Consider the following 13,647-nt stretch of genomic DNA (forward strand, 5'->3'; position numbering starts at 1 on the left):
GAGATTGAAGTATGGAAACAATCCATCTGACGTATCCTGAGACACCAGACCTGGTCCCTTCGGTCATGGTGCTCGGATTTTTTGACGGCGTCCACACCGGACATCAGGCCGTGATTCGGCATGCGCAGGCGCAAGCAAAACAGCTTGACGTGCCCGTGACCGTCATCACGTTCGACCCGCACCCGAAACAAGTGTTATCGAACAAACCGGATGCGGTCCGTTACATCACACCGCTCCAGCGGAAATTGAACCGGATTGCCGCACTCGGTGTCGAACGGTGCATCGTCATCACGTTCACGAAAGAGTTGGCGAGCCTGTCGCCACAACAGTTCGTGGATGACTATTTGATTGGTGCCGGTGCGGTCCATGTGACGGCAGGTTTTGACTACTCGTACGGTAAATTCGGCGAGGGGACGATGGAGACGCTGCCGTATCATGCGCGCGGTCGCTTCACGACCTCGGTCGTCGCCGAACAGACGAGCGGCGGCGAAAAAGTGTCGTCGACGCGGATTCGTCAGTTGCTCGGTGCCGGTGATGTCGATGTGGCGAGCGAATTGCTCGGTACGCCGTACGTTATCTGCGGGGAAGTCATCCACGGTGACGCCCGAGGCCGGACGATCGGCTACCCGACGGCGAACGTCGTCATGGACGCATCGTATGTCATGCCGCGTCTAGGCGTCTACGCGACGCGTGTACGGCTTCAGGACGGTCGGACGTTCGACGCGATGACGAACGTCGGTCGGCGGCCGACGTTCTATGCGACCGGTGACGTCTCAATCGAGAGCCACTTGTTCGACTTCTCGGAAGATTTATACGGACAATTGATCGAAATCGAATGGATGCACTATTTACGGGACGAGCGGGCGTTCGACGGACTCGACTCGCTCATCGCCCAACTCAAGCAAGATGAGACGGCCGCTCGGGCAATCCTGTCTTGACTTTGGATGGGTGGTACGGTATCCTATTTTGGTACGCAAAGTACACCGCTTCGCTTGGCTGATCGATTCACCAACGTCGGCTCGGCAACGCGGCAATTTTCTATTAAATGGAGGTGGAGAGGCAATGGCACTCTCAAAAGAACGTAAGAACGAAATCATCGCGGAATACGCGACAAAACAAGGTGACACTGGTTCACCGGAAGTTCAAGTTGCAGTATTGACTGAACAAATCAACACTTTAAACGATCATCTTCGTACACACAAGAAAGACCACCACTCACGTCGCGGTCTTTTGAAAATGGTTGGACGTCGCCGTAACTTGCTTACGTACCTTCGTAACAAGGACGTTACACGTTACCGTGAATTGATTCAACGCCTTGGTCTCCGTCGTTAATCCGAACGGACCATGTGACGGGCTGGGACACTTGTTCCTAGTCCGTTTCTTCTTTTTTAGGAGGAAAATCATTAGACATTCATATGAATGAGTTACATAATAAACTAGATAAGGTTTGAGAGGAGAATGTTCATGTTAGGTACGAAACAAGTATTTTCTACAGAATGGGGCGGGCGTCCGCTGTCTGTAGAAGTCGGGCAACTTGCGAAACAAGCAAACGGCTCGGCACTCGTCCGTTATGGGGACACGGTCGTGCTCGCCACGGTCACAGCATCGAAAGCGCCGAAGGATTTAGATTTCTTCCCGCTCACGGTCAACTATGAAGAAAAATTATACTCGGTCGGTAAAATTCCAGGAGGTTTCCTCCGTCGGGAAGGTCGTCCTGGGGAGAACGCGATTTTGACATCGCGCCTCATCGACCGTCCGATCCGTCCGCTTTTCCCGGATGGCTTCCGTCATGATATCCAAGTGATGATTTACGTCATGTCGAACGACCCGGACTGCCCAGCTGAGATGGCCGGTATGCTCGGAACGTCAATCGCACTCTCGATTTCAGACATCCCGTTTGATGGCCCGATCGCCGGTGCGACAGTCGGACGCGTCAACGGTGAGTTCGTCGTCAACCCGACGACGGCTCAGCTCGAACAGACAGACCTCGAACTCCAAGTCGCCGGAACGGCAACTGCAATCAACATGGTTGAAGCAGGCGCCAACGAAGTACCGGAAGACGTCATGCTCGAGTCAATCTTGTTCGGTCATGAAGAAATCAAGAAATTGGTCGCTTTCCAAACGGAAATCGTCGAAGCTGTCGGGAAACCGAAGTTCGAATACACGGTGTCGAAATTTGATGACGCCTTGACGGCTGAGCTCGAAGCAGCTCGTCCAGAAATCAACGCTGCGGTTCAAGTCGAAGAGAAGCATGCGCGTGATGCAGCAATCAACGAAGTGATTGCCAAGTACGTCGCCATCTACGAAGAGCGCCTTGTCGACGAGCCGGCCAAGTTGAAAGAAGTGTCTGGCATCTTGAATAAATTTGTCAAAGATGAAGTTCGCCGTCTCATCACGGTCGATAAAGTTCGTCCGGACGGTCGTCGCCCGGAAGTCATCCGTCCACTTGCGTCGGAAACGGGCTTATTGCCACGCGCCCATGGCGTTGGGTTGTTCACACGTGGACAAACACAAGTCATGTCGGTAGCGACACTCGGCGTCATCGGAGATGCTCAAATCATCGACGGCATCGGTCTCGAAGAGAACAAGCGCTTCATGCACCATTACAACTTCCCGCCGTTCTCGGTCGGAGAAGCTCGTCCGGTGCGTGCGCCAGGTCGTCGTGAAATCGGTCACGGTGCTCTCGGAGAACGTGCGTTGCTTCCGGTCATCCCGAAAGAAGCCGACTTCCCGTACACGATTCGTCTCGTCTCGGAAGTACTCGAGTCGAACGGTTCAAGTTCACAGGCGTCAATCTGTGGCTCGACACTCGCTCTCATGGATGCAGGGGTTCCAATCAAGGCACCGGTTGCCGGGATTGCAATGGGTCTCATCATGGAAGGCGAACATTACACGGTTCTCACGGACATCCAAGGACTCGAAGATCACCTCGGTGACATGGACTTCAAAGTCGCTGGAACGAAAGACGGGATCACGGCGCTCCAAATGGATATCAAAATCGCCGGAATCACGCGTGAGATTTTGGAAGAGGCACTCGAACAAGCACGTTCAGGCCGTCTCCACATCTTGAATCATATGCTTGAGACGCTCGACGCACCGCGTCCGCAGTTGTCGAAGTATGCACCGAAAATCGTGACGATGACGATCAATCCGGATAAGATCCGCGATGTGATTGGACCGGGCGGGAAGATGATTAACAGCATCATCGACCAAACGGGCGTCAAAATCGATATCGAGCAAGACGGAACGGTCTTCATCGCGTCGACCGATCAAGATGGCATCGATATGGCGATGGCCCTCATCGGCGACATCGTCCGTGAAGTCGTCGTCGGCGAAGAGTTCGATGCAACGGTCCGCCGCATCGAGAAGTTCGGCGCGTTCGTCGAATTGTTCAAAGGGAAAGACGCGCTCGTCCACGTCTCTGAGTTCAGCTTAGAGCGTGTCGCGAACGTCGAAGACGTCGTTAAACTCGGCGATACAATCAAAGTCCGTGTGACGGAGATTGACGACAAAGGCCGAGTCAATGCCTCACACAAAGTGCTCATCCTTGAAGGATTATCACCGGAAGAACGTGAAGCATACGAAGCAAAACGTAAAGCGCAGCGCGAAAGCCGTCCACCACGTGACAGCCGTCCGCCGCGTCGTGACGGAGACCGTCGTCCGCCACGCTCGACAAACTAATCATGATGGCCATCGTCTGGTGCGATGGCCTTTTTCATAGGAGTGATAACATGGAATGGATCACATTAGACAACGGAGTCCGCATCGTGATTGAGCCGATGGCGGATGTCCGTAGCACGTCGACCGGTGTCTTTATCAAAGCCGGAACTCGGACCGAAGACATGACCGAGATTGGCATCAGCCATTTGATTGAACATATGTTATTTAAAGGGACGAAGACGCGAACGGCAAAAGAAATCGCGTCGTTCTTCGATGAGCTCGGGGGTAGCGTCAACGCGTTCACGTCGAAAGATCATACGTGCTATTACGTGAAGACGCTTGACGAGCACGCGGTCATCGCGTTCGATGCGCTCGCCGACATGCTGTTCGATTCGTTATTTGATGAGACGGAGCTCGAGAAAGAGAAGCGGGTCGTCTTAGAAGAGATTAAAATGTATGAGGACACACCGGAAGACCTCGTCCACGAGCTGCTCGCGAAAGCCGTCTATAAGGACGACATCCTTGCCGAACCGATTCTCGGGACGGAAGCGAGCGTCCTCAGCCTATCGCGGGACCAACTGCTCCGTTACGTCGCTTCGACGTACACGGGCAATCGTGTCGTCGTTTCAATCGCGGGGCATGTGACCGATGAATTGATTGAGGCGGTCAAGACAAGGTTTGCCGACCTCCCATCAGGGGAATCTCCGAAAGAATCGACGACTCCGATTTTATACAGTGACGTGATGAAAAAACAGAAAGAGACAGAGCAAGCACACCTCTGTTGGAACTTTGAGGCGATTGCCGCCAAAGATGACCGTCTGCCGCATTTGGCCTTGATGAACAATGCCATCGGGGCCACGATGTCATCACGTCTTTTCCAGTCGATTCGAGAAGAAGAGGGGCTGGCATACTCGATTTACTCGTACTACACGACGTTCGATGACCACGGGACGTTCACCATCTATATCGGGACATCTCCGGATACGCTCGCCCAAGTCGAGACGATTATGACGCGCGAACTCGAGACATTGATCGCGGACGGATTGTCCGACGAGGAAGTCGAGAAAGGCAAGCGCCAATTGAAAGGCTCGCTCGTCCTCGGGAATGAGAGTACGAGTGCCCGCATGAACCGAAACGGTCGAAACCTCGTCCTGCTCGACGATGTCGAGGACTTGAACGAGGTGCTCGATAAAATCGATCGCATCGATGTGCATGGTGTCAACGCCTTAATCAGAGAGGTGCTCAGCCACGCCCCTGCCAAATCTTATGTCCTTCCGTCCGAAGACTGACTTGAAACCGAATTGTAAGTTCTCTACACTGATTAAGAGGTATTCTTTACTTTGGACAGGAACAGGTGAAAGAAGGGAAAGACTTGAACTTAACGGATTTAGCTAAACACATTCAATTGATTAATCAACCAAACTTACAAGCCATCCCAGTGACCCATGTGACGACCGACTCGAGAGAAGTCGTCCCTGGGACGCTGTTCGTCGCCATCAAAGGCTATACGGTCGACGGCCATGACTATGCCGAATTGGCGGTCAGCAAAGGGGCCGTAGCCGTCGTCAGCGAGCGTCCGCTCTCGTTAAGCGTACCGAACTTAATCGTGCGCGACAGCACACGATCGGTCGGCCTCTTAGCGTCGGCGTTCTATCAGTATCCGTCTGAACAGATGCGTCTGTTCGGGATCACGGGGACGAACGGCAAGACGACGACAACGACGATTTTGCGCGACGTCCTCACCGAGCTCGGTCATAGCACCGGATTGATCGGCACGGTCGAGGTCCGCATTAACGATACGATCGTCCCAAGTAAAAATACGACACCGCAAAGCTCGGAGCTACAACAGTTGCTCGCCCGGATGCACGCAGAAGGCGTGACCGATGTGATGATGGAAGTGTCATCGCACGGACTCGAACTCGGCCGTGTCATCGGGACGGACTTTGATATCGTCGGATTCACGAACTTGACGCACGACCATCTCGATTTCCACGGTACGTTCGAGAACTATGCGCGAGCGAAAGGCCTACTGTTCGCACAGCTCGGACAGATGGCGTCACGTCACAAGGTCGCCGTACTGAACGCAGACGACCCGTACAGCAAGCTGTATGAGACGATGACAGGGGCGCGAGTAATTACTTATGCGATTGACGCGATGGCAGACGTGACGGCATCAGATATCGTTCAGACGCTGTCAGAGACGAGCTTTTGCCTCAACTATCAAGGCGAACGCCATCCGTTGACGGTTCAATTCATCGGCCGCTTCAACGTGTATAACATCTTGCTCGCGACAGGTTGCCTGCTCGCGGCAGGCTATCGCTTGCCCGAAATCGTCCAGGCGCTCGAAGCGATCCATCCGGCCAAAGGGCGGATGCAACGCCTCGATGTGCCGGGCTATAACGTCTATGCGGATTACGCCCACACGCCCGACGGCATCGAGCAATGCTTGAAGTCGCTCGTCGGCGTGCCGAAAGAGAAGATTGTATTCTTAATCGGGACAGGCGGAAATCGTGACGTTACGAAGCGACCGACGATGGGAGAGATGGCCTCGAAGTATGCGGGAACGGTCGTCATCACGACGGACGATCCACGCTTTGAAGCCTACGACTCAATCACGAGCGGCATCGCTGCCGGGATGACCCACGACAATTTCGTTGAGATCGGGGACCGCGAAGAGGCGGTCCGCTACGCGGCCAAATTGGCCGAGTCCGATAACATCGTCGTCCTGGCCGGCAAAGGACATGAGAAATATCAAATCATTGGCAATGAGAAAATTCCGCTAGATGAAGAAGCGATCGTCCGAGCGACAATTTTGAAGACGGAGGAATCATGATTTATGGCAGTACAACCGATCACCTTGACAGAAAAAGAGCATGACGAGTTCGTCAAAACACATGACCGTGGGGATTTGCTTCAACTCTCAAGTTGGGCCAACGTCAAACGACAAAACGGCTGGTTCGCCGAGCGGATCGCCGTCGCGACCAATGGTGTGACGAGCGGGGTCGCGTTACTCTTGTTCAAACGCGTACCTAAACTTCCGTTCACGCTTTGCTACGCGCCGCGCGGTTTCGTCGTCGACTATGACGATGTGGCTTCGTTGACCGCGTTGACCGAAGAAGCGAAACGGGTCGCCAAAGCGAATAAAGCGATCACCGTGAAAATCGATCCAAATATCGACCGAGACGAAGTGCCAGGCCTGTTGACGGAAATGGCTAGCCTCGGTTTTAACCATAAAGGATACGGCGGCGGGTTCGATTACGCCCAGCCTCGGTTCACGATGGAGACGGACTTGCGTCCGAGCGAGAAAGAGATTTTTGGCAAGTTCCATCATAAATTCCGCTATAACGTGCGTTTAGCAGAACGAAAAGGAATCGTCTGCACGGAAGTCGGTCGCGATGGTCTCCAGACGTTCGCGGAGTTGATGAAAGTGACAGGCGAGCGGGACGGCTTTGCCATCCGCGGCCTTGATTACTTCGAGAACTTATACGATTGCCTGCAGCCAGGGGACGCGCGTCTGTTCTTGACGAAACTCGAACCGAAGCTCGCGCTCGACCAACAGATGGCCACGCTCGAAAAAGCCGAACGTGACCTCGGCAAGATTGAACGTTCCCTCGAGACGGAGACGGTCGAGAAGAAACGGACAAGTCTGTTGAACCGTCAAAAGCAGACGGGCGAACAGATTGAAAAGATTAAAGCTGCGTTGCCGGAACTGAACGAGTTGCACGACAAGTACCCGAACGGGCTCGTCTTATCGGGCGGTCTGTTGACGTTAGCCGGCCGACGCTCGTATTACTTGTACGGTGCGTCTTCGAACGAGTTCCGTGACTTCATGCCGAACCACCTCATGCAATGGACGATGATGCAAGCGGCCAAGGCGAGCGGGGCCGAACGCTATGATTTCGGTGGCGTATCGGGCAGAACCGACGCCGATGATGAGTATGCGGGTCTGTATGCGTTCAAATCAGGTTGGGGTAGCGATATGATCGAGAAGGTTGGCGAGTTCGATCTCGTCTTGAATCGTCCGCTCTATTTCGCCCTTGAAACAGGATTACCGCTCGTCAAAGGACTCCGTAAACGGTTGCGCCGATGAAATGGACCGGCGTCTTGACGTTCGCGATGACGGCTTTTTTAGTCGGAATCTTTTTAGCGTATACGTTGTCACGTCCGGGGCCGATGCCATGGGTCGATGAACCGACGTTCGAGTCGGGGATGTGTGAGCGCAACTCGCGCTCGGAAGCGGTCATCGTCGAGCGTAGCGAGAAGGCGTTCGCCAAACTGCATCCGCACGTACGGGAGCGGAGTGAATCGTTCGTGCGGCTAGCCTATTCGTGCCTCGGTCTCGAGGTTCGCCTGACGTCAGGATACCGTTCAGCCGATGAGCAGAACGCCCTGTACGCCCAAGGTCGCTCGAAACCAGGTCAAGTCGTGACGAACGCCAAAGCAGGTGAGAGCTACCATAACTATGGCCTTGCCGTCGACTTCGTCATCATTCACAACAACCGCGCCGACTATGATTTGGAGTCGGACCACAATCGGTCGGATGAACCGGATTGGCAAGAACTAGGGGAGCTCGGCAAGGCGCTCGGCTTCGAATGGGGCGGGGATTGGAGAAGTTTTCCGGATTACCCACACTTACAAATGGACTTCGGTTTGTCGATTCGTCAGCTCGCTTCCGGGAAACGTCCGGATGACAAAGCGACAATGCCGCTTGCCGATGTGATGAAACCTCTCGTCGATTGAACGGAAATGTTGGCATATCAGCAGTTTTCCGATACAATATTCAGTAGCGATAAGTGGACGAAACAGAATATGCAACATCTAGGAGGTTTTTGTTAGTGTCAAAGAAGAAGACAGAGAACGTTAGCGTCTTTGCGCTTGGAGGCGTAGGCGAAATCGGGAAGAACATGTACGTCGTGGAACTAGACGACGACATCTTCGTCATCGATGCCGGCCTTATGTTCCCAGGCGATGAGATGCTCGGGATTGATATCGTCATCCCGGACATTACGTATTTGAAAGAAAATAAAGATCGGGTACGCGCGATTTTCATCACACACGGTCACGAAGACCATATCGGTGGACTCAGCTACGTACTCCGTGATTTGAAACACGTTCCCGTATATGGGACGAAATTGACGCTCGGTTTAATCGAGCTCAAATTGAAAGAGGCTGGCTTATTGAAAGAAGTCGACCTCCGATTGATTGACGCCAAAACGAAATTGACTATCGCTGATCATTTCATCACTTTCTTCCGCGTCAACCACTCGATCCCGGATTGTGTCGGGGTCTGTATCCAAACGTCACAAGGCGCCATCGTTCACACGGGCGACTTCAAGTTTGACTACACACCGGTCGATGGGAAACAGTCAGACTTCAACAAGTTGGCGGCCATTGGCCAACGGGGCGTCCTTTGCCTCTTGTCGGATTCGACGAACGCGGAACGTCCGGGTCAAACCGGTTCGGAATCGCTCGTCGGCGCCGAGTTGAACGACGTCATCTATCAAGCCGAAGGCCGCGTCATCGTCGCGTCATTCGCCTCGAACGTGCACCGTCTGCAACAAGTGTTCGCGGCAGCCGAAGCGAACGACCGTAAAGTGGCCGTCGTCGGCCGCAGCATGGTCAATATCGTCGAAGTGGCCCAGAAGCTGAACTACTTGCGCTTCAAGCCGAAGACACTCGTCGAGCTTTCACAAGTGAATCGCTTGCCTGACAACAAAGTCGTCATCTTGACGACTGGTTCGCAAGGTGAGCCGATGGCGGCCTTGACGCGCATGGCGCGCAACGCCCATAAACAAGTGAACATCCGCCTGAACGATACGGTCGTCATCGCGGCGACGCCGATTCCGGGGAACGAGAAGTCCGTCTCGAAGACGATTGACCTGCTCTTCCGCTCAGGCGCCAACGTCATTTATAACCAACGCAAAGTACACGTTTCTGGACACGGTTCGGCCGAAGAGCTCAAGCTCATGTTGAACCTCGTCAAACCGAAGTACTTCCTCCCGATTCACGGGGAGTACCGGATGCAGATGGCCCACTCGAAACTCGCCGAGCAAGTCGGTGTGAAGTCGAACAACATCTTCATCGTTGAAAAAGGAGATGTCGTTGAGTTCACGGGCCGCAAAGCCCGGATGAGCCGCAAAGTGCCGGCTGGAAACGTCTTAATCGATGGAATCGGTGTCGGGGACGTCGGGAATATCGTGCTCCGTGACCGTCGTCTCTTGTCGCAAGACGGTGTCGTTCTCTGTGTCGTCACGTTGAACCGGAAACAGAAGAAATTGATTTCAGGACCTGAACTCATCTCGCGTGGATTCGTCTATATGCGTGAATCGGAAGAGATGATTTCAGAAGCGAACCGCATCGTCACGAAACAGATTGAGAAGAGTCTCCAAGCTGGAAGTGATTGGACCGAGTTGAAATCAAATATCCGCGAACGGCTCAGCGTCTATTTGTACGAGCAGACGAAACGTCGTCCGATGATCTTGCCGATCATCATGGAGATTTAAAGAATTGAGATTAAGGCAAAAGTCATCAGACTTTTGCCTTGTTTTTTTAGGAGGAATCTAAGGTGGCACAAAAAACGAGAAAAACTCCGGTGAAGCGGAAGCGACCGACGACGAGACGTGCGAAAAAACAGCCCATCCCACTGCGTACATATGGCTGGATCGCCTTCGTCCTGTCGATTACGGCCTTCATCTTTTCCCTGTTCGATTTCGGATGGGTCGGCAATCAGACGTCGCTTCTCGCGACGACGTTGTTCGGGGGCTGGGGGGCACTGACGTATTTGGCAATCGCGTTCACGTTGCTCGTCTTCTTAAATGAGTTTCGTCCGATGCAACGGACCGGGATTCTATTGTTGTTCACGTCGTTTCTCATGTTCGGGGACTTGGTATGGGGGGCCGAACGAGGCGAGGTCAACGGGGCGCTCTATCGACTCAATCAATACTTGCTCTCTGACTTCGGGATTGTCTTTTTAGGCGCCCTCTGCATGATTGTCGGGATTTCCCTGTTGTCGCCAACGATTTGGCGGACGATGGGTTCGCGGCTGCTTGAGACGGGCACGGCCATCAAACAAGAGTGGCACGACCGGGAACGGGTCAAACCGGCCCCTGTGAAGCGTCAGAAGGCTGTCCCGGCCCCGGCGAAGGTCGTGGAATCGACACCTGCCGAAGCGGAGCCTGAGGCGGATGCGGTGACGATGCATGATATCCCAATCGTCGGGTTCAGCGAGAAAGTCGTCGCCGAGAAACGTCCGAAAACGGAGGAGTCGGCCCCGTCGGAAGAAGTGGCCGACCTGCCGACCGAGGATATGATGATGACGGCGTCACAGGATGTATCGGATACGTATGAGCTTCCGACGTTCACCATTCTCAGTGAACCGGTCGTGACCGATTTGTCCGGCGAGAACGCCCGCTTGAAAGCGAATGCGACAAAACTCGTCCAAACGCTCAAATCGTTCGGCGTCGGCGTGAAAGTATTGAAGATTCATCTCGGGCCCACCGTGACGAAATATGAACTGCAACCGGATATCGGGGTCAAAGTGAGCCGCATCACCTCGCTCAGTGACGATCTTGCCCTCGCGCTCGCGGCGAAAGATATCCGCATCGAGGCACCGATCCCGGGCAAAGCAGCCATCGGGATTGAAGTGCCGAACCAGGAAGTGGCCCCGGTCTGTCTCCGTGAAGTGCTCGAGGCCGATCCGGTCAAGCGGGAACAGTCGCCGCTCCTCGTCGCATTGGGCCGCAGCATCAGCGGTGAGACGGTGACGATCGCCTTGAACAAGATGCCGCATTTGCTCGTCGCCGGTTCGACTGGTTCGGGGAAATCGGTCTGCATCAACGGAATGATCGTGTCGCTCTTGATGCGGACGCGTCCTGATGAGGTCCGGCTCATGATGATTGACCCGAAAATGGTCGAGTTGAACGTCTATAACGGTGTCCCACACTTATTGACGCCGGTCGTGACGGATCCGAAGAAAGCGGCCCAAGCGCTCAAACAAGTCGTCGCCGAGATGGAGCGGCGCTATGAGCTGTTCAGCCGCTACGGAGTCCGGAACATCGAAGGCTATAACGAACTCGTCGATAAGTCGGATGACGAGGACGCGAAGCGTCTGCCGTTCATCGTCGTCATCGTCGATGAGCTCGCCGACTTGATGATGGTCGCCTCGAACGACGTCGAGGACGCGATTATGCGTCTCGCCCAGATGGCTCGGGCAGCCGGCATTCATATGGTACTTGCCACGCAGCGTCCATCGGTCGATGTCATCACCGGTGTCATCAAAGCGAACATCCCGTCACGGATCGCGTTCGCGGTCTCGTCGCAAACGGATTCCCGGACGATTCTTGACGGCGGCGGTGCGGAAAAGCTGCTCGGACGGGGTGACATGCTCATGCTCGCCAACGGGATGAACAAACCGATTCGTGTCCAAGGTGCGTTCGTCTCGGATCAAGAAGTCGAGACGGTCGTCAATCACGTCATCGCCCAACAACGGGCCCAGTATGTCGAGGCGATGATGCCGAAAGAAGAGGAAGTCACGACGATCGACTCGGACGATTCATTGTTTGAAGAAGTCGTTCAATTCATCTTGACGCAAGAGACGACTTCCACTTCGATGATTCAACGAAGATTCCGCATCGGTTATAATCGAGCCGCCCGATTGATCGATTCGCTCGAACTGGCTGGATATGTCGGGCCGTCAGAAGGCTCAAAGCCGCGGAAAGTGCTCATTAACCAACCAGAGGGTTAAACATTAAAACGAACGATTAGGTATAAAAAATCCTAATCGTTCGTTTTTTATATAATTTCAGATAATCCTGTTCAAACGTGATGATCGAGGTCGACGTCATGTTGAGACGAACTAATATAGCACATCTGACCTATTCGAGACATTAAGACATACTACTAAAATCGTTGAACCGCTTTCATTTTTTAATACCGTTTACATTTTACGTTTTCTTTTCAAACGGCTTCACAACAGGTATTATAGACTAAGAGGTATACATAATCCCTTCACTTTAAAATATTTCCCTGATTCCGAACAAAAAGTATTGCGTTCTAATTCTCGAATCCCTATACTTAGTATTGGCAAGGACATTCATACGTCAGATGTCTGAGCACTGGTTAGAATAGGTAAAGGTGGTGAGGCCCATGTCGATCAAGCTCGATCATCGCTTGCTCTATCTTCGCGTGATTGAGAAAATCAAGCAAGATATCGACGATGGTGTCTATCGTGAAGGAGAGAAACTTCCTTCAGAGTTCGAGTTGTCGAAGCAACTAGGAGTCAGTCGAGCGACACTCCGGGAAGCCCTTCGTATCCTCGAAGACGAGAAATTTGTCGTGCGGAAACATGGCGTCGGAACATTTATCAGTTCAAAACCCCCGTTCACTTCAGGGATTGAAGAACTGTTCAGTGTCACGGACATGATCATGCGCGCCAAGATGACACCAGGAACGAAAGTATTGGTGGCCGAAAAGGTTCTAGCGACCGAGAGAGAAGCTGAGCGTCTGAAAATCGAACCGAACTCGCCGATTTATCGGATCGTGCGGATTCGTTATGCAGACGAGACACCAGTTGTATACTGTGTCGATAAAATTCCGGCCCACCTCGTCTCGAATCCTAAAGCGTTGACGGAAGGTAAGTCGTTGTTTGATGCGCTCGAACAAGAGGTAGGACGTCGGGTCGCTTATGCGATCACGCACATCGAACCGAGTGTGAACGCGGAAATCTCGACGCAACTTCAAACGGACCAACCGTTACTGGCATTAAAGCAATTGCATTACGATGAGAGCGACTTACCGCTGCTCGATTCGGCGAACTTTTTCCGAGCGGACCGCTTCGACTTCCACGTCGTTCGCAAACGCGTCTAAGCACGTTCGTTTTATCCGGAAACGGTTATTTTTGGGGAACAGCGTGAAAGCGCTTTCTTATACCGGTGTAAAGACTACTGATGACATGACAACCTTAATTGTTATGATCCGAAAGGGGAAACA

General features: G+C 53.3%; 10 protein-coding genes. All 10 read left to right on the forward strand.

Annotation, left to right across the window (positions count from 1 at the left end; translation table 11 throughout):
* The first annotated feature begins 11 nt into the window (after positions 1-11).
* The gene (locus KNP68_RS10215; protein ID WP_021067163.1) at positions 12-938 is read left to right on the forward strand and encodes a bifunctional riboflavin kinase/FAD synthetase; all 927 of its coding nucleotides are present in this window, start codon (positions 12-14) and stop codon (positions 936-938) included.
* 124 nt (positions 939-1,062) lie between these two features.
* Entirely contained in the window at positions 1,063-1,332 is a 270-nt protein-coding gene (gene rpsO, locus KNP68_RS10220) for a 30S ribosomal protein S15 (protein ID WP_015881433.1), read from the forward strand.
* A 132-nt stretch (positions 1,333-1,464) separates the two neighbouring features.
* Positions 1,465-3,681: a polyribonucleotide nucleotidyltransferase gene (pnp, locus tag KNP68_RS10225; RefSeq protein WP_021067164.1), complete on the forward strand. Its 2,217-nt coding sequence runs from the start codon at positions 1,465-1,467 to the stop codon at positions 3,679-3,681.
* Positions 3,682-3,731: 50 nt separating this feature from the next.
* The gene (locus KNP68_RS10230; RefSeq protein WP_029595681.1) at positions 3,732-4,949 is read left to right on the forward strand and encodes a M16 family metallopeptidase; all 1,218 of its coding nucleotides are present in this window, start codon (positions 3,732-3,734) and stop codon (positions 4,947-4,949) included.
* A gap of 83 nt (positions 4,950-5,032) precedes the next feature.
* Positions 5,033-6,493: a UDP-N-acetylmuramoyl-L-alanyl-D-glutamate--2,6-diaminopimelate ligase gene (locus KNP68_RS10235; RefSeq protein ID WP_029595680.1), complete on the forward strand. Its 1,461-nt coding sequence runs from the start codon at positions 5,033-5,035 to the stop codon at positions 6,491-6,493.
* Positions 6,494-6,496: 3 nt separating this feature from the next.
* Positions 6,497-7,750 (forward strand): lipid II:glycine glycyltransferase FemX, encoded by a 1,254-nt coding sequence (locus KNP68_RS10240; protein ID WP_029595679.1) that lies wholly within the window; start codon positions 6,497-6,499, stop codon positions 7,748-7,750.
* Entirely contained in the window at positions 7,747-8,400 is a 654-nt protein-coding gene (locus KNP68_RS10245) for a M15 family metallopeptidase (protein ID WP_029595678.1), read from the forward strand. Before KNP68_RS10240 ends, KNP68_RS10245 begins: the two co-directional genes overlap by 4 nt.
* 95 nt (positions 8,401-8,495) lie before the next feature.
* Complete coding sequence (locus KNP68_RS10250) at positions 8,496-10,163, forward strand: ribonuclease J (RefSeq protein ID WP_021067169.1); 1,668 nt, start codon at positions 8,496-8,498, stop codon at positions 10,161-10,163.
* Positions 10,164-10,225: 62 nt separating this feature from the next.
* Positions 10,226-12,403: a DNA translocase FtsK gene (locus KNP68_RS15310; protein ID WP_029595677.1), complete on the forward strand. Its 2,178-nt coding sequence runs from the start codon at positions 10,226-10,228 to the stop codon at positions 12,401-12,403.
* Between the two features lie 401 nt (positions 12,404-12,804).
* A complete protein-coding gene (locus KNP68_RS10260; RefSeq protein ID WP_021067171.1) occupies positions 12,805-13,524 on the forward strand; it encodes a GntR family transcriptional regulator in 720 nt (239 codons plus the stop codon).
* The last annotated feature ends 123 nt before the right edge of the window (positions 13,525-13,647 follow it).

It is taken from the genome of Exiguobacterium sp. s50, assembly GCF_018618175.1.
Lineage (GTDB): Bacteria > Bacillota > Bacilli > Exiguobacteriales > Exiguobacteriaceae > Exiguobacterium > Exiguobacterium chiriqhucha.

Coding starts and splice junctions, on each gene's coding strand:
- KNP68_RS10260 (WP_021067171.1), top strand. CDS start 12,805: ATGTCGATCAAGCTCGATCATCGCTTGCTCTATCTTCGCGTGATTGAG.
- KNP68_RS10240 (WP_029595679.1), top strand. CDS start 6,497: ATGGCAGTACAACCGATCACCTTGACAGAAAAAGAGCATGACGAGTTC.
- KNP68_RS10245 (WP_029595678.1), top strand. CDS start 7,747: ATGAAATGGACCGGCGTCTTGACGTTCGCGATGACGGCTTTTTTAGTC.
- KNP68_RS10230 (WP_029595681.1), top strand. CDS start 3,732: ATGGAATGGATCACATTAGACAACGGAGTCCGCATCGTGATTGAGCCG.
- rpsO (WP_015881433.1), top strand. CDS start 1,063: ATGGCACTCTCAAAAGAACGTAAGAACGAAATCATCGCGGAATACGCG.
- pnp (WP_021067164.1), top strand. CDS start 1,465: ATGTTAGGTACGAAACAAGTATTTTCTACAGAATGGGGCGGGCGTCCG.
- KNP68_RS10215 (WP_021067163.1), top strand. CDS start 12: ATGGAAACAATCCATCTGACGTATCCTGAGACACCAGACCTGGTCCCT.